The sequence below is a fragment of the Mesorhizobium sp. WSM4847 genome (assembly GCF_055811335.1).
In genome coordinates this window covers 144,947-166,481 of record NZ_JBVVPY010000006.1, presented here as the reverse complement: position 1 = coordinate 166,481, position 21,535 = coordinate 144,947, and the positions used below count along the sequence as shown (strand labels likewise).

Below are 21,535 nucleotides of genomic sequence, written 5' to 3'. Positions count from 1 at the left end.
CGGGAAAGTCCATTATTTTAGTCGATTTTTAATCTTTTTTCGCTGCGCCTATGGACAAGCCGAATCACCTTTGATTCTTTAGCTGAAGATTCGGAAGTGCGGCGTCGCCGGATCGTCAAGCAGATTTAAAATCGGGGAGAGCCATTTATGGCGAAGGCGGACGCGTGGGGCGCGCCCGGAGGGACGGGTTTTGAGCAGCGTGAGGCGGGAAGCGACGGTCTCGCCGGCAATGCGCGGCTTATCGCCGAACCCGCCTACCGACGGCTTCTGGCAGCCGAGCCATTGCTGCGCCGATCGATACCGGCCCTCATCATCATTTTCCTGATTGTCATCGCGGCACTGCGGTTCCTGTCGCTGATGCACGAGCGCGACGACGTGGAACGCGACGCCAAGGCGATCCTCTCGCTCGCGGCGGGCCAACTGGCCAGTTCGATCAGCGTCGATGCGAGCATGGCCTCGACGCCTGGCGCGACGCAGGACCTGTTGGAGGGCATCAGCCGTCAGGGCGCCATGGGCCGAAGCCACGTGCTTGCGGTCACCGACAGCGCGTTCAAGATCGTTGCCGTGACACCGCAATCGACGGGCTGGGAAGGGCGGTCGCTCGACGCCATCGCCCAGGGCGGTCAACCGCTGTTCATGTTCGGCGACCGCGCCGGGGTGATGGAGGTCAGCATCGGCGGCCAGGACTGGTATGCGGCGGTGAGCCTGGCAAACGGCAGGAATGGTGCTGCCGCAGCGCTCGTCCCGCAGGATGCGGTCTTCGACACGTGGCGCAAGACCGTTTCGCTCAACGTCACGCTGTTCGTGCTGACGGCCGGCGTGCTGATCATCGTTCTCTATGCCTATTTCGGCCAGGCGGCGCGCGCCCAGACCGCCGACCGCATCTATCTCGAAGCGCACCAGCGCATCGACATGGCGCTGGTGCGCGGCCGCTGCGGCCTGTGGGACTGGGACATGGTGCGCGGCAAGATGTACTGGTCGCGTTCGATGTACGACATGCTGGGCTATGAGCCCTGCGACACGATGCTGTCGTTCGGCGAGGTCGACGGGATCATCCACCCGGAGGACGGCGACCTGTTCCAACTCGCCAACAGGATCGTCGCACGCGAGATCGACCACATCGACCAGGTGTTCCGGATGCGCCACGCCGACGGACAATGGGTGTGGATGCGCGCAAGAGCGCAGGTGATCGACCCGGAAGCGCCGGAGATCCAGTTGATCGGCATCGCCGTCGACGTCACCGAGCAGCGGCATTTGGCGCTGCGCTCCGAGGCCGCGGATCTTCGCCTGCGAACGGCCATCGAAAACATCAACGAATCCTTCGTGCTCTGGGATTCGGCCCAGCGCCTGATCATGTGCAATTCCAAGTACCAGCAGGACAACGGCCTGTCGGATCGCGACGTGATGCCGGGCGCCTCGCGCGCCGTTCTTGAAGATCGCATGCTTGCCTTCGCCTCGGAGCGCCGGCTTGCCAACACCAACGGGCAGCAAGGCGGCGTGACCTTCGAGCGGCAGCTTGCCGATGGCCGCTGGCTGCAGGTGAACGAATTGCGGACCAGGGACGGCGGCACCGTCTCGGTCGGCTCCGACATCACCCAGATCAAGCTGCACCAGGAGAAGCTGGTCGACAGCGAGCGCCGGCTGATGGCCACGATCCACGATCTCAGCCTTGCCCGCCGGGCAGAGGAAGAGCGGTCGCGCGAACTGGTCGAGCTCAATCACAAATACATGAAAGAAACCGAGCGCGCCGAGGCCGCGAACCGGGCCAAATCCGAGTTCCTGGCCAACATGTCGCATGAATTGCGCACGCCGCTCAACGCGATCATCGGCTTCTCCGAACTGATGGAACAGGCGCTGTTCGGGCCCCTGGGTTCGCCGCGCTACGAGGAATACGCCACCGACATCAACGGCAGCGGCAAATATCTTCTGGGCGTCATCAACGACATCCTCGACATGTCGAAGATCGAGGCCGGCCAGTTCTCGATGGATCAGGAGGAAATCGACCTCTGCCCGCTGATGCGGGAAACGGTGCGCGTCATCTCGCTGCAGGCGGCGGAAAAGTCGATCACCGTCGAAACACGCATCCCCGATTCGCTGACACTGTTCGCCGACCGCCGGGCGATCAAGCAGATCATCATCAACCTGCTGTCGAATGCGGTGAAGTTCACCGGCCAGGGCGGCCGCATTGCGGTAAGGGCCCGCAACACCTCCAGCGCTCTGGTGCTGACGATCGAAGACAATGGCTGCGGCATCCCGAAGGAGGCGCTGAGCAAGCTCGGGCGGCCGTTCGAGCAGGTGCAGAACCAGTTCTCCAAGAGCCATGCCGGTTCCGGCCTCGGCCTTGCCATCTCACGCTCGTTGGCCGAGCTTCAGGGCGGCGCCTTGAAAATCCGCTCCACCGAAGGCACCGGCACGATCGTGTCGGTGCGCATTCCGACCAGGAAGCCGACGCAGCCGGTCAGGGCCGCCGCCTGACCCTCTGTCGTCGTGAAGCGGTTGCAACTTTCGGAAAACGCCGGACCGACAGCAACCCCGATGCTATTCGAAACAGCCGATTGGCGTTGCGCCATCACGGTCGTTTCGCACGAAGCAAAAAGCCAAAATCCTTCCTGACATTTTGCGACGTCTCCTTGAGGTGCGCTTCCAGCACGCCGAAATCCGGCAGGTCGGTGACCGCCAGTAGCAGATCCGAAAGCCCCGGCGGAACGTCGTCGCGTTCGAATACGCCGGTGAGGCAGAGCCGCGTCATCTGGGTCAGCGCCAGATAGAGCGCATAGGCATCGCAAAGCTCCTGCCTGATCTGCGCCTCGGCGAAATCCGGCGCCAGCCTCGACAGCACGTCCGCCGTCCCGGTGACCCGGCGGCCGGCTTCGACCTTTCCCGTGATCACCGCCACCTGCGCGATGAATTCGAGATCGATGAGACCACCCGGGATCAGCTTGATCTCCCAGAGATCGCGCGGCGGTTTTTCCTTCTCGATCATCGCGCGCATCTCGGCCGCCTCGGCCATCACCTTGGCGCTGTCGCGCGGCAGGGCAAGCACCTGTGCCACTTCGGTCTCGACCTCGGCGCATAGCGCTTGATCGCCGCCGATCGCGCGGGCCCTTGACAGCGCCATATGCTCCCAGGTCCAGGCGTCCTTGCGCTGGTACTTCTTGAAGGCATCGACATGGGTCGCCACCGGCCCCTTGTTGCCGGACGGCCGCAAGCGAAGGTCGAGTTCGTAGAGAACGCCCTCGGCGGTCGGCGCGGACACCGCAGCGATCAGCCGCTGCGTCATCCTAGCGTAATAGTGCGACGGGGCGAGCGGCTTGTCGCCATCGGATTCGTCGGCATCGGCGTCGTGATCATAAAGCAGAATGAGGTCGACGTCTGAGCCGGCCGTCAATTCGCGGCTGCCGAGCTTGCCCATGCCGAGCAGCGCAACCGTGCCGCCGGCGATGCGACCGTGGCGTAGCGCGAACTCGGCGATGACCGCCCGCAGCGCCGCGTCGATGGTGAGATCGGCCAGATCGGAAAAGGCACGGCCGGCGCGCGCCGGATCGATCGAGCCGGCAAGCAGCCTGACGCCGATCAGGAATTTTTGCTCGGACGCAAAGATGCGCAAGCGGTCGAGCACGTCCTCATAGGCCCTGTCGCCTTCGAGAAACGCGGCGAGACGGCCGGACAGATAGGCGCGGTCCGGCAGTTCGGTCAAAAGGGCCGGATCAAGCAGGCCGTCAAACACGTGCGGCCGGCGTGTGATGATGGCGGCCAGCCGGGGCGCCGCGCCCATGATGGTCGCCAGCAGCTTCAGCAGAGCCGGATTGGAGTGGAGCAGCGAGAACAGCTGAATGCCGGCGGGCAGACCGGCAAGGAATTCGTCGAAGCGTATCAACGCCTCGTCCGCGCGGCGCGTCTGGCCGAAGGATTGCAGCAGCGCCGGCGTCAGTTCGGTCAACCGCTCGCGCGCCTCGGCTGACTGGGTGACGCGATAGCGGCCGAAATGCCAGCCGCGGATGACGCGGCAGATGTCGCTCGCCCGCTGGAATCCCAATCTCTGCAGGGTCTGCAACGTATCGGGGTCGTCGACATCGCCGGTAAAGACCAGATTGCCGATGCCCGCCGAAAGCTCGGGCGCGGTCTCGAAAAGCGCTGCGTAGTGGCGTTCGACCTGATGGAGTGCGGCGCGGAACGCCTCGGCAAAGGTCGCCGCATCGGCAAAACCGAGCAGGCGGGCAATGCGTTCGAGCCCTTCGTCATCGTCCGGCAGTATGTGGATCTGCTCGTCGGCGACCATCTGAACGGCGTGCTCGACGCGGCGCAGGAGCCAGTACTGCCTTGTGAGCGTATCGCGCGCATCGGCAGTGATCCAGCCGCGTGCCGCAAGCTGGCCAAGCATCGGCACCGTCTCGCGGCCGCGCAGTTCGGGGAAGCGGCCGCCGGCGATGAGCTGCTGGGTCTGGACGAAGAACTCGATCTCGCGGATGCCGCCGCGGCCGAGCTTGACGTTGTGGCCCTTCACCGCGATCTCGCCAAGACCCTTGTGGGCATGGATCTGGCGCTTGATCGAATGGACGTCGGCGATCGCCGCATAGTCCATGTATTTGCGCCAGATGTAGGGCTGGAGCTCCTTCAGGAACGCAGTGCCGGCGGCGACATCGCCGGCCACCGGACGCGCCTTGATCATTGCGGCCCTCTCCCAGTTCTGGCCCCGCGCCTCGTAGTAGCGCAGCGCCGCCTCGACCGGGATCGCCAGCGGCGTCGAACCGGGGTCGGGACGAAGCCTGAGGTCGGTGCGGAAAACATAGCCGTGTTCGGTGCGGTCCTGGAGCATGCGGACCAGCCGGCGGGTCAGGCGCGAAAACAGCTCCGTCGCATCGAGCGGATCGACGACTGCTGGCGCTTGCGGGTCGAAGAAAACGACGAGATCGATGTCGGAGGAGAAGTTCAGCTCATGCGCGCCAAGCTTGCCCATGCCGAGCAGGATCCAGCCCGACCGGCGCGCCGGATCCTTGAGATCCGGCAGTTTGAGCTTGCCTTGTCGGTGCGCGTCGCGAAGCAGGAAGTCGACGGCAGCGCGGGTGCAGGCGTCGGCAAGATCGCTCAGCCGCCGTACTGTGATTGCAGTTTCGGCCTCGCCTGCAAGATCGGCCAGCGCGATCAGAACATGCGCTTCCGCTTTCCATTGCCGCAGCTCCATCATCAGGCCGTTCTCAGAGATGGCTTCCGCCCGCGCGGCCTTGTCGATGGCGGCGCCGATCGACGCCAGCCGGGCCTCGACGGTCTCGTCGAAAAGCGCATCCAGGATCTGCGGGCGGCGGCGCACCGTGTCGCGCAGGAACGGCGACAGGTCGAAAACTGCCGCGAGGAACTCCTGGACGGCGCCCTCGCCGGCCAGGAATTTCGCCGCCCCGGCAAGCTCCTCTTCCTGCGCTGCGGAAGCGATCTCCGACAATTCCCGCCGGGCTCGGTTCTGATCCAGAGGCACGAGCTTTGCCGCCGGCTTCAGAAGCCAGTTGGTGTGTTCCGCAGCCGCCTTCACCGCCATCAGCGATCCTCCCGTTCGGGAAAACTCACGACGACGGATAATCCAGGATTGGCGGGCAGGAGATCAAGCCGCCCTTTGTGGAATGTCATGATCGCCTTGGCGAGGCTGAGGCCGAGACCGGAACCCGGCTGCGAGCGGCTCTTCTCCAGCCGCACGAAACGCTCGGTCGCCCTGGCGCGATCGGCGTCGTCGGGAATACCCTGGCCGTTGTCGGTGACGGAAAGCCTGATTTCGCTGCCGACGCGATCGAGCGCCACGCGAACGGTCGGCTTGGCTGTCGAGTCGGTCGAATATTTGATCGCGTTGTCGACGATGTTCGATAGCGCCTGGCCGATCAGCTCGCGATTGCCTTCAACGGCGAAGCCATCCTGCACCGAGGTCTCGAGTGTCACTCCCGCCTCCTCCGCCACCGGCTCGTAGAGCTCGACGACATCGCGCACGGAAGCAGCCAGATCGACCCGGCTGGTGATTTCTGAGGAATAGCCCGCCTCCAGCCTTGAGATCATCAGGATGGCGTTGAAGGTCTTTATCAGATGGTCGGACTCGGCGATGGTCGCTTCCAGCGCCTGCCGGTAGTCGGCGGAGTTGTGCTTGCCGGAGAGCGTCGCCTCGGCGCGGTTGCGCAGCCGGGTCAGCGGCGTCTTCAGATCGTGGGCGATGTTGTCGGAGACCTGCTTCAGTCCTTCATTCAGCGTGGCGATCCTGGCCAGCATGGAATTGAGATTTTCGGAGAGCCGATCGAACTCGTCGCCGGCGCCGGTGACCGGCAGCCGGCCGGAAAGGTCGCCGCCCAAGATGCGGCGACTGGCCTGCGACACCGAGTCGATGCGCTTCAGCGCCGCGCGTCCGACGAAGAACCAGATCAAAATTCCGCCAAGCGCCATCATGCCGAGCGCCAACGTCAAGGCGCGGCGGATGACGGCGCGGAACCGCTCAGGCTCGCCGAGATCGCGGCCGACCAGCATGATCATCTGGTTCGGCAGGCGCAGCACCAAGGCAATGGCGTTGTGGCCCTTCTCGCCTTCGACCTGGACTTCGCTCTGGCTGGGTTCGTTCGGGTCGGCGATCGGGTTGCGTTGCCGCTCGAGCTCGCCCTCGCCAAAGCGCCGGTAGGAAAACGGCTCCGTCGTCCAGCCCTCGGCCACGAGAACGCCGGGTTCCAGGCTCTGCACGTTGCCGGTCAGGATCTGGCCGTTGGCATCGGCGATCAAATAGAGATTGGCGCCGGGTTGGCGGGAGCGCTGCTCGACCACCCGGACCAGCAGCGGCAAGCCGCCGCGCTGATAGACCCGGGCGAGGCCGAGCACCTCGTCGTTGATGGTCTCCTGCGTCTGGCCGGTCAGCATGCGCGCCGACAGCGACGTCATGTAGAAGACGAGCAGCACCGCACAGATGGCGAACAGCAGGAGATAGAGCGCCGAAAGCCGCGCTGCCGTCGTCTTCATGATGGCCGGCATAGAAAGGGCCATGCTAGCCGCTCTTGAGCATATAGCCGGCGCCACGAACCGTGTGCAGGATCGGCTTGTCGAAGCCCTTCTCGATCTTGCCGCGCAGCCGCGAGACGTGAACGTCGATGACGTTGGTCTGCGGATCGAAATGATAGTCCCAGACATTTTCCAGCAGCATGGTGCGCGTCACCACCTGGCCGGCATGGCGCATCAGATATTCGAGCAGGCGGAACTCGCGCGGCTGCAGCGTAATCTCTCGGGCCGCGCGCCGCACCGAATGCGACAGCCTGTCGAGTTCGAGATCGCCGACCCGGTAGACGGTTTCGGCCTCCCTGGCGCTGGCGCGGCGGTTCAGCACCTCGACTCGGGCCAGAAGCTCGGAAAAGGCATAGGGCTTGGTCAGATAGTCGTCGCCGCCGGCGCGCAAGCCGGTGACCCGGTCGTCGACTTCGCCGAGCGCCGACAGGATCAGCACCGGCGTAGTCTTGCCTCGGGATCTAAGACCGGCGATGACCGACAGGCCGTCGCGGCGCGGCAGCATGCGGTCGACGACCATCACGTCATAGTCGCCGGAGTCAGCGAGCGCGAAGCCGGTTTCGCCGTCGCCGGCGACATGGGCGGTATGTCCGGCCTCGGTAAAGGCTTTCTGGAGGTAATCGGCCGCTTCGCGATCGTCTTCTATGACGAGAATCTTCATGGGACCGTTATACGCGATTTCGCTGGAAGATTGAGTGGCCGGCATAGGCATTATGGCCTCAAGGTGTATCGCGAACAAAATGATTCAAGAACGAGCAGTAAGTCTTTGTTTTGGAATGTTGTTGACCCCGAGCCATCGACCACCCTGGATCAAGCTCCACGCAGGCTTTTGGGCGAGATGCTCTGTTGTTTGAGCATGTCGTCATCCCAAAACCGCTTCACACTTTTGGGCGACATGCTTTGTTGCTTGAGCATATCGTCATGCTCTGTTCGAGCGGCCGCGGGCGATGGGAGCCCGCTGCCGCTGGGGCGGAACACGATGACTGACTAACGTATTCAAGCCCCGTGCTTTCCCATCCGACGGCTCCGGGTATTTGAAACCGCCGCATCGGAAAAGTCAGGAACGTCAGCCCTTGGCGACAGGCAGCGCGACGAAGCGGTTGCTGTCGTCGCGGGTGATCTGCATCAGCACCGCCTTGCGGCCCGACTTCACCGCGTCGGCCATGGCCTTGGCGACATCCTCGGTGCCGTTGACCTCCGTCGAATTGACCGAGGTGATGACGTCGCCGGGCTGGATGCCGCGATCGGCAGCATCGCTGTCGGGATCGACATCGGTCACCACAAGCCCTTTGCCATCGTCGGACCTGGTGACGGTGAGACCGAGATCGGCCAGTGTATCGGCCTTTGGTGGAACCGAAGGCTGCTGGTCGGCCGAAGCCTGTTTGTCAGTCGAAGGCAGCGTGCCGAGGTCGACCTTGACCGTTTCACTCTTGCCGTCACGCCACAGCGTGACGTCGACCGGCTTGCCGGGCGGGTAGGCGCCGATCAGACGGGCGAGTTCCTTCGGCGAAGCGACGTCCTTGCCGTCCACCTGAGTGATGACGTCACCAGCCGATATGCCGGCCTCCTTGCCGGGACCATCGTCCTGGGCGCTGGAAACGAGCGCACCCTTGTCGGACTTCAGCCCGAGCGATTCGGCGATTTCGGAGGTGACCGGCTGGATCTCGACGCCAAGCCAGCCGCGCTGGACGGTGCCGTCCTTCATCAGATCCTGCACGACCTGTTTTGCGGTCGAGGCGGGAATGTCGAAGGCAATGCCGACGCTGCCACCGGACGGCGAGAAGATCGCGGTGTTGATGCCGACGACCTGGCCGTTGAGGTTGAAGGTCGGGCCACCCGAATTGCCGCGGTTCACCGAGGCATCGATCTGGATGAAATCATCATAAGGACCGGCGCCGATGTCGCGACCACGGGCCGAGACAATGCCGGCAGTGACTGTGCCGCCGAGGCCGAACGGATTGCCGACGGCCACCACCCAGTCGCCGACGCGAACCTTTGAATCATCGGCGAAGTCGACATAGGTGAACTTGCCGTCGCCTTCGACCTTGAGCACTGCGAGATCGGTGCGCGGATCTGTGCCGACCAACTTGGCGTCGAGTTCCTTGCCGTCATGCATCACCACCGTGAAGGACGAGCCCTCTCCGACGACATGATTGTTGGTGACGAGGTAGCCATCCTCGGAGATGAAGAAGCCGGACCCTTGAGCGACCGGCCGTGGCTGGCGGTCAGCGCGTCCAAAACGTCGCATTCCATCCCGGCCATCCTGATCGCCAAAGCCACGGAACTCCCTGAAGAAGCGGCGCAATTGCGGATCGTCGGGGAGATCGCCGAAGGCGTCGGGAAGGTCGGAGCCGTCGTCGGCGGTCGATTCTATCTTGGATTTGACGCGGACACTGACGACCGCCGGCGAAACGCGCTCGACCACGTCGGCGAAGCTCGGGACTTGAGGCGCCTCGACACGCACGGCCTCGGCCAGGACGGGGGCTGTCCCGGTGGCAACCGCGCCGAAGCCGATCGCGCCGGCAATGGCCACTGATGCGGCGGCAGCCATCAGGCGTTTGCGGGTGCGGGAATGTGAATTGGGGGCAATATTCATGGGTCTCGTATCCTCTTTCAAGGGATGCGCTTTGCTCGGCATCCTCGGGCAAGAGAAATAGAGGCGCGCACATTACGGCGCCATTTCCAGTGCATGAAACTTTGGTAATGTTTGCAGGCACCAACCCTTTGGTTGCGCCCGCCCGTTGCCCTGTACACAGTTCAGCACAAGGCTTTCACCATGACCGCAAGCGCCACCATGACGATTCGGGTTTCGTCGAAACCAAGCTGAAGCTGGAGCGGATCGCCGCCGACACGCGGCGCAGCAAATCCTTCCTCGCGGCCGAGGCGATATCGGCCTATGTCGATCGCGAGCTTGAGATCATCGAAGGCATCAAACGCGGCATGGCCGATGCGGCAGCTGGCCGTGTCGTGCCGCACGAAGAAGCCATGGCGGAAATCGACGCCATCATCGAAGCGTCGGAAGCCAGGCGCGCAGACAAGGCTTGAAGCGGTTCGTCACCTGGTCTCGAGACATCGTGACACGGCCGCGGTCTTGGCGACGGGGCGGCCGGGCCGAATTAGTTACCCAGCATCTTGTCCAACGTTGCCTTCTCCTCGGCCGTGAGCATGGCCGCAGGCGCCGATCGGCGGGACCGGGCGGTCAGCACGATGAAAATCCCGCCGGCAAGCAGCAGAAGGACCGGCGTGCCCCACAACAGCGCATTGCGCAGGCTGAAGCGCGGCTTCAACAGCACGAACTCGCCGTAGCGGGAAACGATGTAATCGATCACCTGCCGGTCGGTATCGCCGGCGACCAGGCGCTGGCGCACCAGCACGCGCAGGTCGCGGGCAAGGTCGGCATCGGATTCGTCGATCGACTGGTTCTGGCAAACCATGCAGCGCAGCTCTTCCGAAAGCGTCCGCGCCCGCGCCTCGAGCGCCGGGTCGGCCAGAACCTCGTCCGGCTTCACCGCAAGTGCGGCGCCGGCAAACAACAGCGTCAGCAGCAGGATCAGGGAGGCCAGTGAAGTTTTTCTTGCGGTCATGGCAGGCTCGCCGAAGGCATGGCGCCCGCCGACTTGCGGCGGCGGGACGGTGCGCCGACGCGCAGCCGCCGGTCCATCAGCGACATCGCAGCGCCTGCCATCATGACAAGGGCGCCGCCCCAGATCAGCGTCACCAGCGGCTTCCACCACAGCCGCACCACGACGGAGCCGTCGGTCGCCTCATCGCCAAGCGAGAGGTAGAGCTGGCTGAAACCGATCGTCTTGATACCGGACTCGGTCGTCGTCATCTGCCGGACCGGATAGGAGCGCTTGGACGAGGTGATCACGGCGGTGGTGCCTCCATCAGCGCCGAGCAGGGCGAAGCGGCCGCGATCCTCGCTGTAGTTAGGCCCCTGGGCCGGATAGAGCCCTTCGAAGCGCAGTGTGTGGCCGGACAGTTGCACGGTCTCGCCGGCACGCATCGACAGGATCTTCTCGGTGCCGAAGCAAAGCGTGCCGACAATGCCCAGCGTCGTCAGCCCAAGACCGAGATGGGCGAGCGCGGTGCCGAAGACCGAACGCGGCAGGCCGGCGAAGCGCCTGAACATGATGCCGGGCGCGACACTGCCAAAGCCGGACTTGACGGCAATATCGGTGAGCGCGCCGCAGATCAGCCAGAAGGCCAGGCCGACGCCAAGTGCAGCGAACACCGACGAGCCGTCGATGAACAAGGCCGTCACCAGCACGGCCAGAAGCCCGGCGGCGAAGGCCGCCATCAGCCGCTGGGCGACGGCGAAAATGTCGCCGCGCTTCCAGGCCAGCAGCGGCCCGAACGGAACCGCGACCAGGAGCGGCACCATCAGCGGGCCGAACGTCAGGTTGAAGAACGGCGCGCCGACCGAAATCTTGTCGGCCGAAACGGCCTCGACGACCAGCGGATAGAGCGTGCCGATCAGCACGGTGGCGGTGGCCGTGGTCAGGAACAGATTGTTGAGGACCAGCGCCCCTTCGCGCGAGATCGGATGAAACAGGCCGCCGGCCGTCAACCTCGAGGCGCGAAAGGCGAACAACGCCAGTGATCCGCCGATGAACAGTGTCAGGATGCAGAGAATGAACACGCCGCGCGTTGGATCGGTGGCGAAGGCGTGGACGGAGGTGAGCACGCCGGAGCGCACCAGGAAGGTGCCGAGCAGCGACAGCGAGAAGGTCAGGATCGCCAGCAACAGCGTCCAGATCTTCAGGGCCGAGCGCTTTTCCATGACGATCGCCGAATGGAGCAGCGCGGTGCCGGCCAGCCAAGGCATGAACGAGGCGTTCTCGACCGGATCCCAGAACCAGAAACCGCCCCAGCCAAGTTCGTAATAGGCCCAGTAGGAACCCATGGCGATGCCGCCGGTCAGGAACATCCACGCGACCAGCGTCCATGGCCGCACCCAGCGCGCCCAGGACGCGTCGATGCGGCCTTCGATGAGGGCGGCGACCGAGAAGGAAAAGCAGATCGAGAAGCCGACATAGCCGAGATAGAGCAGCGGCGGATGGATGGCGAGGCCGAGATCCTGCAGGATCGGGTTGAGATCGCGGCCCTCGATCGGCGCCGGATTGAGCCTGGTGAACGGGTTGGACGTCGCCAGGATGAACAGCAAGAAGGTGGCGCCGATCGCGCCTTGCACGGCCAGCACGTTGGCTCGAAGGGTCGCTGGAAGATTGCTGCCGAAAGCAGCGACGAGCGCCCCGAAGAAGCCCAGGATAAGCACCCAGAGCAGCATCGAGCCCTCGTGATTGCCCCATGTGCCGGTGATCTTGTAGATCAGCGGCTGCAGCGAATGCGAGTTGTCCCAGACGTTGGCCACCGAAAAGTCGGACGTCGCATAGGCCGTCGCCAGCGCCGCGAAGGACAGAGCGGTCAAGGCGAAGCCGGTCACCGCGACCGGACCGCCGACGGCCATCATCTTCTGGCTGTTGATACGCGCGCCGAACAGCGGCACCAGCGCCTGCACCAAAGACAGCGCGAACGCCAGGACCAGCGCGAAATGTCCGGTTTCAACCATTGTGGCCAAGCCCGCCAGGTTTTTGTCTTGCCGCAGGGTCTTGCCGCAAAATCGTGGGAACCCTCGGGTCAAGCCCGAGGGCAGGCTTTTGCGGAACCTGCTTAGTCACTTTTTGCTCTCCTGCCACACGCCCCTGGACTTGAGGCCGTCAGCCACCTCCTTGGGCATGTAGTTCTCGTCGTGCTTGGCCAGGACGCTGTCGGCGACGAAGACGCCGTCCGGGCGAAAAATGCCTTCAGTGATGACGCCCTGCTCCTCGCGGAAAAGGTCGGGAAGAATCCCGGTGTAGGTGACCTTGACCTGCTTCTGGTTGTCGGTCACCGAAAAGGCGACGGTGGTCCCCTGACCGCGCTCGATCGTGCCTTTTTCGACGAGGCCGCCGAGCCTGATACGCTGCCCGGGCTGCAGGCTGGCGGTGGTCAGATCGGCGGGCATGTAGAAGTAGGAGGCCTTCTGGCCGAGCGCATAGAAGGTCAGGCCGGTGGCGGCACCGAGGAAGGCCAACCCTCCGGCGATCACCGACAGTCTTTTCTGCTTGCGCGTCATTTCTTACTCCGTCGCCGTCAGGCCAAGCGAGGCGGCAAAGGCGGTGAATTTCTTCGCTTCGTCACTATCGGAGCCAAAAACGGCGATACCGCGATTGAGCGCGTCGCGCGCCTGATCGGCCTTGCCCAGCACGACATAGGAACGAATAAGCTGCATCCATCCTTCCACATCGCGCGGGTTTTGCCGCAGTTTTTCGTCAAGCCCCGCAACCATGGTGTTGATCATCGCTTCCTTATCCTGCGGCGACATCGACGAGGCGGCGTCGACATCCCCGGCGTTCGGGCCTTTTGCAGGCACTCCCGAAGCGACGCTGCGCCTGGCGGTTTCGGCCAGTGCCTGCGCGACGGCGCCGCGCCAGGGCGAGTCCTGCGGCAAGGCCGCGAGCATTTTCTGCCAGCCGGCCGTCGCCTCCTCGATGCGGCCTTCCTGCGCCATGCCCATCGCCAGATAAAAGCTGGCCTTCGGAGTCGCCGGATCGAGCTTCAGCGCCGCCTCGAAGGCTGCCTGGGCATCGGCCGAGACAATGCCGCCCGCTTCGCTGGCGATCGCCTCGCCGAGGCCGGCCTGGCGGGCTGCGCTGTCGCCGTCGAGGCGAATAGCGTTGCGGTAGGCCGTCACTGCGTCGGAGAACCGCTGCATGCGCAGATAGATTGGCGCCAGGACGTCCCAACCCTTGCCATCGGACGGGTTGGCGGCAAGGTGGGCCTCGGCGCGTGCCACCAGTTCGTCGACCGAACTGTCGGCGGGATTCTTGGCCAGTCGCTCGCTGAGCGGCTGCGACGGCAGATCGGGCGAGCCGAGTTGGCTGTACAAGCCCCAACTGACCAGCGGAACCGCCAGGACCGCAGCCGTCGCGACCAGCCTGGTCGCCATCGACGGCTGCCGCGCCGCTGCCTTGTCGGCGGCATTGTCGAGGCGAAGGATGCGGCGGGCGATCTCCGCACGCGCCTCTTCGGCCTCCGCCGGCTGGATCAGGCCACGCGCCACGTCGCGGTCAAGCTCGGACAGCTGGTCGCGATAGACTTCAAGGTCATGATCGCTGCTTGGCGAACCACCCTTCGGGCCGCCGGCCAGTGGCAGCAGCACCGCCAGGCTTGCACCCAGCGTGAGAATGGCGGCTATGACCCAGAACAGCATGCTTCTTCCAATAACGGCAGAGCCCTGCCCTGCCAACACAGGCGTCCTGCGACGCTTTGACGGCAGATGCGTCGCATGTCCTTGATTGATGTCAACCGGACCTAAAGCGCGTCGCGTTCGACCGGCGTCATGCGACGCACCTTAGATAGTTGTTTTCATGCATATCGTCATCGCAAGATCGCTGCACACCCTCGAGTCAGGCCCGAGGGCATGCTTTTGCGCGACATGCATTATCCGGCCGGTCGTTACGTCAGCGGCGTCCAGCTGCCATCGGCGTTGCGGCAAGCGGTTCCGCGCGCGGTGGCCCCGGCGGCGCCGGTAAACACCGTATGGGTGTATTGTCGGCAGTCCTGCGAGCCGACACGATAGGGCTGGGCGGGCACGACTTCACCGTAATGCGCCGACCGATCGCTCTTCCACGTCACCTTCTGGCTGCTCGCCGTGTACTCGAGCGCCCTGTATTCCGCCTCCAGCGCCTTGCGCTTTTCGGGATCGCTCAAGCCAGTACCGATCGATCCGCTGACGAGGCCGCCGCCCATGGCGGAAATGACCGTCGTCGCGATCTTGCCGTCACTTGGCGGCGTTGCGGCCGGCTGCGGCGCCACCGTGGGGCCAGGGTTCCTGCCCAGCGTCGTGCAGCCGGAAACGGCCAGCAGTGCGGAGACGAGCGCGACGCGAATCTTCATGCCAAAAACCGGTCTCTTGAGTTAAAGCTGGGGGCGGCGCCATCGGGGAAGTCGGCGTGGCCATAGTGTCGATGTTTGTCGGAAATTTGGCCGCGGCCGACGGCTCCGGGACCAGTCGACATGCCGCCATATCACGCACCGTCGATCAATGTCGACCGGCCCAGCAAAAAGCATGGGCCTAGTGAAGGCTCCGCAATCGAACCACCGCCTTCAACCCGCCCATGCTGGACCGTTCCAGAGCCAGAACGCCTCCGTATTCGTTGACGAGGTCGGCGACAATGGCAAGTCCAAGCCCGGTCCCCGGCCTTGTCTCGTCGAGACGCCGCCCGCGCTTCAGCGCCTCGCGCGCCTTGTCTTCCGGAATACCCGGGCCGTCATCCTCGATACTGATCTCGAACAGGTTGACAGCACCCTCCTTGCCGGCGCCACTCTTCTTGGCGGAGCCACCCTTGCCCGAGATTGGCGCCACCGACACAGCGACCGCGCTCTTTGCCCATTTCATGGCGTTGTCGAGCAAATTGCCAAGCAATTCTTCCAGATCCTGGCGTTCGCCGGCAAAGACGATATCGACTGCCGGCAGCGAAAGTGAGAGAGCTGTCTGCGGATTGAGTTTTTGCAGCACGCGCACCATGCGCTGGACCAGCGGCGCCACCGGCGTGCGGTAGACGACGCTGTCGCGTTGCGCCGCAACGCGGGCGCGCTGCAGATAATGGTCAATCTGCTTCTGCATCGAGGCGGCCTGTTCGGCTATGAGCTGGCCCTTGGCACCGCCGAGCGCCCGTCCCTCGTTGATCAGCACCGCCAGCGGCGTCTTCAGCGAATGGGCGAGGTTGCCGACCTGCGTCCGCGAGCGCTCGACGATACGCTTGTTGTTTTCGATCAACGCGTTGGTCTCGTCGGCGAGCGGCTCGATCTCGGCGGGGAAGCGACCGTCGAGCTTTTGCGCGGTTCCTTCGCGCACCATGGCGAGAGCGTCCCTGACCCGGCGCAATGGCTGCAGGCCCAGCAGGATGGCGATGGCGTTGATGGCGATCATGCCGACGCCGAACAGCGAAAGATAGGTCAGCAGGCGACGCTGAAAGGCGCTTATCTCCTGCTCGAGCTCGGTCCGGTTGCCCATGACGCGGAAGCGCGCTGCGCGATTTTTCGCGTCGAGAACGAATTCGCTCTCGAACACTTCCAGTTCCTCGCCATCGATGCCTTCTGTCGTATAGCTGCGCTGGAAGCTGGCATTGAACGGAACCTCGGCGACGCTTGGCGACAGGATCGCCGTGGTCATTGAGGAGGAGTGCAACTCACCACTCACGCCTTCCGACGCAGGCTCCACCGACCAGTACCAGCCGGACTTCGGCTCCGAGAACCGAAGGTCGCCCAGGTCGGGAGCGCCGGTCAGCGAACCGCCTTCGGACACGCCGACCGAGCCGATCAGATTGAACAGATGCGCCGACAGCAGGCTGTCGAAACCGCGCTCGTTCGCCTGGCGATAAAGGGTCGTGATCAGCGTGAAGATGACAATCAGGGTGAGTATCGCCCAGACCGTGGAAAAGGCGATCACCCGGAACGCCAGCGAACGCGGCCCGAACCGCACTGAAAGCGGCGTCCTTACAGTCTGTCTGAGCGGTTCCGCCTTACGCCTCCGGCTCACGCATTCGATAGCCCATGCCGCGAACGGTTTCTATCATGTCGATGCCCATCTTCTTGCGAAGCCGCCCGACAAAGACCTCGATTGTGTTGGAATCGCGGTCGAAATCCTGATCGTAAAGGTGCTCGACCAACTCGGTTCGGGACACGACCTCGCCCATATGGTGCATCAGATAGGCAAGCAGGCGAAATTCGTGCGACGTCAGCTTCAACGGCACGCCGTCGACATCGGCCTTGGAGGCTTTGGTGTCGAGCCGCAACGGCCCGCAGGTCAGCTCCGACGACGCATGGCCGGCCGCGCGCCGGATGAGCGCTCGGACCCTGGCCAGCACCTCTTCGATGTGGAACGGCTTGGTGACATAATCGTCGGCGCCGGCGTCGATGCCGGATACCTTGTCGCTCCAGCGATCGCGCGCCGTCAGAATCAGGACCGGCATCTTGCGGCCGCCGCGCCGCCAGCGTTCGACCACGCTGATGCCGTCCATCTGCGGCAAGCCGATGTCGAGCACCACGGCGTCATAGGGCTCGGTGTCGCCGAGGAAATGCCCTTCCTCACCGTCGAAAGCCCGGTCGACAACATAGCCGGCATCGACCAGCGCGTCGGATATCTGCCGGTTCAGGTCCTTGTCATCTTCGACAACGAGTACGCGCATATGGGATCATACCAGTTGAGGAATCGGCCTGTTGAGGAGCTGGACGTCAGGTATAGGCCGATTCCAGCGCCTGGGATACGGCAGGCATCAGTTCAGCGGAACGACGATCTCCGTGCGGCGTGGACGCTGCCCATCCTTGCCCGGGACCAGCACGACGATGACGCAGACCGGCTGGCCACCGCGCGTCGACTGTGACGCCTTGGCCAGCGTGCCGCCATTCTGCTCGGCGACCTGCTGACCGATCGCGTAGCAGTCGGAGGCGGCCAGGACGATCGGCCGGTTCTGCTCGGGCACGACGACCGGCAGCGCCGTCGCCTGCGACGCAAACAGACCAGCAGCGCAGAGAGCAAGTGTCGCGGTTGGGAAGTGGGAGCGAAGCGTTTTCATGATCAGCGTCCTAACTCATCGGTGCTGAACGTGATATGAACATTGCCTGCAACATATGCCTGTCTCACCCCCTGGTATGCGACACAACCAACCCCGGTGATTTGGCCGCCCCAACCCGGCAAATCCCGGCGCCAGTCTAGACTGTGTTGCAGCCTTATTGAAAGCGCGTCAGGCGTTTTCTTCCGTCACGGCAAGAAAGCGCAGCAGCCCGTGACAGGCTGAAAGATCCTGGTCGTAACGGACCTCGGTGAATTCGAGCCTGAGATTGACGCGGTGATGCTCGTCGAGCGCGAGCGCCGCATCCTGGAGGCGGGCGCTGACCATGTCCATCACGTCGAGCATTTCTTTCCTGGCCTCGGATTTCGACCAGAAATGCAGAGTGAAAAGCTGCTCGGCGTCTTTCTCCCTGCCTGTTACCCAATCATAGACGCTGGTCCGGCCGAACGTCACATAGGGAAACGGGATGTTTTCCGGGACATGGTCGAATAGTTTTGCGCCGCCCAACGCCGCTGACAGGGAACCGTCAGCGTCCAGCGCCTGGAACAAGGCCTTCTGCAACGCGGCAGCCGGCGCGGTCATTGTATTCTCCCTCGCCCGTCGCGGCTAAACAGGCCTTCACCCGACAGATTCCGCCTGCAGCGTAGCCGCGTTGAAATTCTGCCGCCAGATCCCGGGATTTCCAAGGCCGCGATCGCGCGGACAGTCGGGACTTATCGAAAATCGGATGCGGTCAGCACATACATGCTCTTGCCGGTACGGGTATAAGCGTTCCTTGCGACGTCATGTATGGGACCGACGGCCGAATCGAAGGCGGCGAGATATGTGGCTTCAGCTGTCGCCGTCCCCGGCGGCGCCGTCGAGATGGCGTCTGCATGGACAAAGAAAGAGATCTGGCACATGCCATCATAGCCGACGAAGCGGATCCGCCGGCTCGCCTCGTCGTAGCTTCGGCTTAGGTTTGGAAATGTCAGGCTCATGACTTGATGCCGTCAAGCGGCCCCCGCTTTCTTGCCTGCCGCCCGCTTTTTCTTGGGAGCGACGGGATTGAGGGCTTCCGCCGCACGGTCGGCCTCTTCCTTGGCCAGCCGCAGCGCCCGCAACTTTTCGGTCTTGATGGTCCTGGCCTTGGCCTCGGAAATATATTCGGCCGTAGCCTGATTTCGCTCGGCGGTTTTCTTCTGCTTCTCCATGAAGCGCGCTTCAGCTTTTTCCATGATATTCTGATTGGGTTCCGCCATCGATAAAATCTCCTTTTCGCTGAGGTGATGAAAATTAGTTTCTCACCTAAAATAGGAACTCGGAACGGAAAAACCAATTTTCAGAATGTTTTTGATTGAACAAATGCTTGAAATGACATTGTGAAATAATACTGAATTCATTCGCACAGAACTCAATGCGGCACCGACTGCTCATGTACGCCCGCTCCGACCAGTGCTAGCCTGGGCTTACGGCCGCCATCTATTCGGGCAGGGACGCTGCGCTGATCCTCACGAGACCGGTGCTGCGCCACCCTCTTCCGTGCGCCGCGCAATGAATTCGTCGAGAACACCTGATGTGGCAGCGGCGCAAGCCGGCGGCCGAAAATCGGCCAGCAGCCGTTTCCAGATGCCGGTGGCGCGCTCGGTGGCGGTTCTTGACCCGGCCTGCGTCCAGTTGCCGAAATTCGACCAGTCGGCGACCAGCGGTTCGTAGAATGCGGTGCGGTAGCGCGCCATTGTGTGCCCGGTCGAGAAGAAATGCCCGCCCGGCTGCACTTCGGCGATGGCCTCGAAGCCGATCGCAGCCTCGTCGCCGGGCGTCGCGGCGCAGAGTTCCGCGATGGTCTGCAGCGCCTCGATATCGGTGATCAGCTTCTCGAACGAGACGCTCAACCCGCCTTCGAGCCAGCCCGCAGCATGGATGCAGACCGTCGCGCCGGCGAGCACCGAACCCCATAGCGCGAACTGCGTTTCGTGGGCTGCCTGCGCGTCCGAAATGTTGGCGGCACTGCCGCCGCCGGACCGCCAGGGAAGGCCGGTGAAGCGTGCAAGCTGACCGGCGCCGAGCGTCGCCTTGACGTGCTCCGGCGTGCCGAAGGCCGGCGCCCCGGACTTCATGTCGACATTGGAGGAGAAGGAGCCATAGACCACCGGCGCGCCCGGCCGCACGATCTGGGCCAGCGTCAGCCCGGCCAGCGCTTCGGCGTGCTGCAGCGTCAGCGCGCCGGCCACGGTGATCGGCGCCATGGCGCCGGCCAGGCAGAAGGGCGTTATGATCAGCACCTGCCCCGCCTTGGCAAAGTCGATGATGCCTTGTGCCATCGGAATGTCGAGCTGACGCGGCGAGTTGGTGTTGATGACGGTGTAGCAATGAGCGCCCGAACGGAATTCGTCCTCGGACAGACCCCGCGCCAGCCGCAGCATCTCGAAGCCGTCCTCGACCTGCGGCGTGCCGCGCGCGAAGACGAACGGCAGCTTGTCCGACAGCGTCAACTGCGCGCGGTTGACGGCATAATGGCGGAAGCGGTTGTCGATGTCCTGCGGCTCGATGCAAGGTCCCAGCATGTGCAGCACGTCGAAATGCTGCACCAGGCGGATGAGATCCTCGAAAGCGGCAAGCGTTCCCGGCCGCCGGCCGTGCTCCAGATCGGTGACGTTTGGCGCCCCGGATCCTGCCAGGAACGTCATCGAGCCGAGTTCGAGCGTCAGGTCGCGGGCACGGTCACCGGCATGGACGCGGATCGATTTCGGCGCCGAGCCCAGCGCCGCCGAGACGATATCGCGGCCGATGCGCACCATCTGGCTGTCCTCGTCGACCAGCGCGCCGGCACGGGCAAGAATGGCGCGCGCCTCCGGCAGCAGCACCTTGGCGCCGAGTTGCTCGAGCACGCGCAGCGCCGTGTCGTGGATCGCGGCGACCTGGTCGGCCGAAAAGATCGGCTGCGGCAGGAACGGGTTCTTCAGCGAACGATAGTCCGGCCGGCGGCTGGTCTCGCTGCCGGCCTCGCCGGTTCGTCCGCGCCTGCGTTCGCGCCTGAGGTTGCGTGCGGCGTCATCGACCATGGCGGATACTCCTCATTGCCGTATTGCCCTGCGTTGCGGATCGTAGGCAGGAGCCGCGATGACGCGCGTCGGCCGCTCGGCCCAGTTCGTTGAGGCAGACAGGATACTTGTACTGTACATATGTGTCTAGTACGGTTGTATGCAGTTCGCCCTCATGCCTATTGTGCGGCCATGACCATGATTTCTCCGCAGCACGAGCCGGCGCCCGGCAACACCAAGGTGACGCGCCGGGACTGGATCAATCTTGCGCTCCAGACACTGATTTCAGACGGCATCGAAAGCGTGCGCGTGCTGCCGCTCGGCCAGAAGCTCGGCGTATCGCGCTCAAGCTTCTACTGGTATTTCGAGAGCCGTCAGGACCTGCTCGACCAGTTGCTTGCCCATTGGCGGGACACCAACACCAAGTCGATCGTCGAACGCGCGCAGCGGCCGGCCGAAAGCATCATCATGGGGGTCATGAACGTGTTCGAATGCTGGACCGACGAGCGCCTGTTCGATCCCAGGCTCGACTTCGCCATCCGGGAATGGGCGCGTCGCTCCGAGGACGTGCGCCGGGCCATCGACCAGGCCGACAATGACCGACTGGGTGCGATCCGCGACATGTATCGCCGGCATGGCTACGGCGAAGAGGATGCCTTCATCCGCGCCCGTGTGCTCTACTACATGCAGATCGGCTATTATGTGCTCGACCTCAAGGAACCGGTCGAGGCGAGGGTCAGTCATCTCGCCGCCTATCTGCGCAGTTTCACCGGCCAGGAGCCAAGCGATGCCGACGTGGCGCATTTCATGCGCTTTATCGCGGCGCGTTAGGTGGGTGCGAGGTGGCAGAGGTCGCAGGCCCGACCCTGGTATCAACAA

At 63.8% G+C, this 21,535-nt stretch carries 18 protein-coding genes and 1 pseudogene; 3 read left to right on the top strand and 16 right to left on the bottom strand.

The window, feature by feature from the left end:
• Window positions 1-147 precede the first annotated feature (147 nt).
• Window positions 148-2,475 (top strand): PAS domain-containing sensor histidine kinase, encoded by a 2,328-nt coding sequence (locus tag AC0L28_RS10730; protein ID WP_128184614.1) that lies wholly within the window; start codon window positions 148-150, stop codon window positions 2,473-2,475.
• Window positions 2,476-2,569: 94 nt separating this feature from the next.
• On the opposite strand, the gene AC0L28_RS10725 is transcribed toward AC0L28_RS10730, so the two are convergent.
• From AC0L28_RS10725 to AC0L28_RS10710, 4 genes are all read right to left on the bottom strand, one after another.
• Complete coding sequence (locus AC0L28_RS10725) at window positions 2,570-5,530, bottom strand: bifunctional [glutamine synthetase] adenylyltransferase/[glutamine synthetase]-adenylyl-L-tyrosine phosphorylase (RefSeq protein ID WP_473477292.1); 2,961 nt, start codon at window positions 5,528-5,530, stop codon at window positions 2,570-2,572.
• Window positions 5,530-6,999, bottom strand: coding sequence for a sensor histidine kinase (locus tag AC0L28_RS10720; RefSeq protein ID WP_236388416.1), 1,470 nt, complete (start codon window positions 6,997-6,999; stop codon window positions 5,530-5,532). Before AC0L28_RS10720 ends, AC0L28_RS10725 begins: the two co-directional genes overlap by 1 nt.
• 1 nt (window position 7,000) lies before the next feature.
• Window positions 7,001-7,675: a response regulator transcription factor gene (locus AC0L28_RS10715; protein ID WP_023800810.1), complete on the bottom strand. Its 675-nt coding sequence runs from the start codon at window positions 7,673-7,675 to the stop codon at window positions 7,001-7,003.
• A gap of 405 nt (window positions 7,676-8,080) precedes the next feature.
• Window positions 8,081-9,610 (bottom strand): Do family serine endopeptidase, encoded by a 1,530-nt coding sequence (locus AC0L28_RS10710; protein ID WP_287341854.1) that lies wholly within the window; start codon window positions 9,608-9,610, stop codon window positions 8,081-8,083.
• Window positions 9,611-9,790: 180 nt separating this feature from the next.
• Here AC0L28_RS10710 and AC0L28_RS10705 point away from each other — a divergent pair.
• A pseudogene (locus AC0L28_RS10705) lies at window positions 9,791-10,059 on the top strand (CopG family ribbon-helix-helix protein).
• A gap of 71 nt (window positions 10,060-10,130) precedes the next feature.
• Here the strand turns inward: AC0L28_RS10705 and AC0L28_RS10700 are convergent.
• The 12 genes from AC0L28_RS10700 to AC0L28_RS10645 all read right to left on the bottom strand — a co-directional run bounded on the left by AC0L28_RS10700 (window position 10,131) and on the right by AC0L28_RS10645 (window position 20,677).
• Window positions 10,131-10,598, bottom strand: coding sequence for a cytochrome c-type biogenesis protein (locus tag AC0L28_RS10700; protein WP_473477288.1), 468 nt, complete (start codon window positions 10,596-10,598; stop codon window positions 10,131-10,133).
• Window positions 10,595-12,586, bottom strand: a complete 1,992-nt coding sequence (locus tag AC0L28_RS10695; protein ID WP_473477286.1) for a heme lyase CcmF/NrfE family subunit — start codon at window positions 12,584-12,586, stop codon at window positions 10,595-10,597. Before AC0L28_RS10695 ends, AC0L28_RS10700 begins: the two co-directional genes overlap by 4 nt.
• A gap of 105 nt (window positions 12,587-12,691) precedes the next feature.
• Entirely contained in the window at window positions 12,692-13,132 is a 441-nt protein-coding gene (gene ccmE, locus AC0L28_RS10690) for a cytochrome c maturation protein CcmE (protein WP_023800816.1), read from the bottom strand.
• A 3-nt stretch (window positions 13,133-13,135) separates the two neighbouring features.
• A complete protein-coding gene (ccmI, locus tag AC0L28_RS10685; RefSeq protein ID WP_023800817.1) occupies window positions 13,136-14,269 on the bottom strand; it encodes a c-type cytochrome biogenesis protein CcmI in 1,134 nt (377 codons plus the stop codon).
• Window positions 14,270-14,514: 245 nt separating this feature from the next.
• The gene (locus tag AC0L28_RS10680; protein ID WP_023800818.1) at window positions 14,515-14,955 is read right to left on the bottom strand and encodes a hypothetical protein; all 441 of its coding nucleotides are present in this window, start codon (window positions 14,953-14,955) and stop codon (window positions 14,515-14,517) included.
• A 178-nt stretch (window positions 14,956-15,133) separates the two neighbouring features.
• Window positions 15,134-16,600: an ATP-binding protein gene (locus AC0L28_RS10675; protein ID WP_128172669.1), complete on the bottom strand. Its 1,467-nt coding sequence runs from the start codon at window positions 16,598-16,600 to the stop codon at window positions 15,134-15,136.
• Entirely contained in the window at window positions 16,584-17,249 is a 666-nt protein-coding gene (locus AC0L28_RS10670) for a response regulator transcription factor (RefSeq protein ID WP_023800820.1), read from the bottom strand. The genes AC0L28_RS10675 and AC0L28_RS10670 overlap by 17 nt, the downstream gene beginning before the upstream one ends.
• 87 nt (window positions 17,250-17,336) lie before the next feature.
• Complete coding sequence (locus AC0L28_RS10665; RefSeq protein WP_023800821.1) at window positions 17,337-17,636, bottom strand: hypothetical protein; 300 nt, start codon at window positions 17,634-17,636, stop codon at window positions 17,337-17,339.
• A gap of 168 nt (window positions 17,637-17,804) precedes the next feature.
• Window positions 17,805-18,215, bottom strand: coding sequence for a DUF3168 domain-containing protein (locus AC0L28_RS10660; protein WP_027152773.1), 411 nt, complete (start codon window positions 18,213-18,215; stop codon window positions 17,805-17,807).
• 131 nt (window positions 18,216-18,346) lie between these two features.
• Window positions 18,347-18,613 carry a DUF1488 family protein gene (locus AC0L28_RS10655; protein WP_128172667.1) on the bottom strand — a complete coding sequence of 89 codons (267 nt, stop codon included), beginning with the start codon at window positions 18,611-18,613 and terminating at the stop codon, window positions 18,347-18,349.
• A 12-nt stretch (window positions 18,614-18,625) separates the two neighbouring features.
• Complete coding sequence (locus AC0L28_RS10650; RefSeq protein WP_023800824.1) at window positions 18,626-18,874, bottom strand: hypothetical protein; 249 nt, start codon at window positions 18,872-18,874, stop codon at window positions 18,626-18,628.
• A gap of 249 nt (window positions 18,875-19,123) precedes the next feature.
• Complete coding sequence (locus AC0L28_RS10645) at window positions 19,124-20,677, bottom strand: trimethylamine methyltransferase family protein (protein ID WP_287228800.1); 1,554 nt, start codon at window positions 20,675-20,677, stop codon at window positions 19,124-19,126.
• A 171-nt stretch (window positions 20,678-20,848) separates the two neighbouring features.
• On the opposite strand from AC0L28_RS10645, the gene AC0L28_RS10640 reads away from it, so the two are divergent.
• The gene (locus AC0L28_RS10640) at window positions 20,849-21,487 is read left to right on the top strand and encodes a TetR/AcrR family transcriptional regulator (protein ID WP_473477281.1); all 639 of its coding nucleotides are present in this window, start codon (window positions 20,849-20,851) and stop codon (window positions 21,485-21,487) included.
• Window positions 21,488-21,535: the final 48 nt, after the last annotated feature.

Excerpts from the sequence above, each read along its gene's own strand:
- AC0L28_RS10730 (WP_128184614.1), top strand. The coding sequence starts at position 148 with ATGGCGAAGGCGGACGCGTGGGGCGCGCCCGGAGGGACGGGTTTTGAG.
- AC0L28_RS10725 (WP_473477292.1), bottom strand. The coding sequence starts at position 5,530 with ATGGCGGTGAAGGCGGCTGCGGAACACACCAACTGGCTTCTGAAGCCG.
- AC0L28_RS10720 (WP_236388416.1), bottom strand. The coding sequence starts at position 6,999 with ATGGCCCTTTCTATGCCGGCCATCATGAAGACGACGGCAGCGCGGCTT.
- AC0L28_RS10715 (WP_023800810.1), bottom strand. The coding sequence starts at position 7,675 with ATGAAGATTCTCGTCATAGAAGACGATCGCGAAGCGGCCGATTACCTC.
- AC0L28_RS10710 (WP_287341854.1), bottom strand. The coding sequence starts at position 9,610 with ATGAATATTGCCCCCAATTCACATTCCCGCACCCGCAAACGCCTGATG.
- AC0L28_RS10700 (WP_473477288.1), bottom strand. The coding sequence starts at position 10,598 with ATGACCGCAAGAAAAACTTCACTGGCCTCCCTGATCCTGCTGCTGACG.
- AC0L28_RS10695 (WP_473477286.1), bottom strand. The coding sequence starts at position 12,586 with ATGGTTGAAACCGGACATTTCGCGCTGGTCCTGGCGTTCGCGCTGTCT.
- ccmE (WP_023800816.1), bottom strand. The coding sequence starts at position 13,132 with ATGACGCGCAAGCAGAAAAGACTGTCGGTGATCGCCGGAGGGTTGGCC.
- ccmI (WP_023800817.1), bottom strand. The coding sequence starts at position 14,269 with ATGCTGTTCTGGGTCATAGCCGCCATTCTCACGCTGGGTGCAAGCCTG.
- AC0L28_RS10680 (WP_023800818.1), bottom strand. The coding sequence starts at position 14,955 with ATGAAGATTCGCGTCGCGCTCGTCTCCGCACTGCTGGCCGTTTCCGGC.
- AC0L28_RS10670 (WP_023800820.1), bottom strand. The coding sequence starts at position 17,249 with ATGCGCGTACTCGTTGTCGAAGATGACAAGGACCTGAACCGGCAGATA.
- AC0L28_RS10665 (WP_023800821.1), bottom strand. The coding sequence starts at position 17,636 with ATGAAAACGCTTCGCTCCCACTTCCCAACCGCGACACTTGCTCTCTGC.
- AC0L28_RS10660 (WP_027152773.1), bottom strand. The coding sequence starts at position 18,215 with ATGACCGCGCCGGCTGCCGCGTTGCAGAAGGCCTTGTTCCAGGCGCTG.
- AC0L28_RS10655 (WP_128172667.1), bottom strand. The coding sequence starts at position 18,613 with ATGAGCCTGACATTTCCAAACCTAAGCCGAAGCTACGACGAGGCGAGC.
- AC0L28_RS10650 (WP_023800824.1), bottom strand. The coding sequence starts at position 18,874 with ATGGCGGAACCCAATCAGAATATCATGGAAAAAGCTGAAGCGCGCTTC.
- AC0L28_RS10645 (WP_287228800.1), bottom strand. The coding sequence starts at position 20,677 with ATGGTCGATGACGCCGCACGCAACCTCAGGCGCGAACGCAGGCGCGGA.
- AC0L28_RS10640 (WP_473477281.1), top strand. The coding sequence starts at position 20,849 with ATGACCATGATTTCTCCGCAGCACGAGCCGGCGCCCGGCAACACCAAG.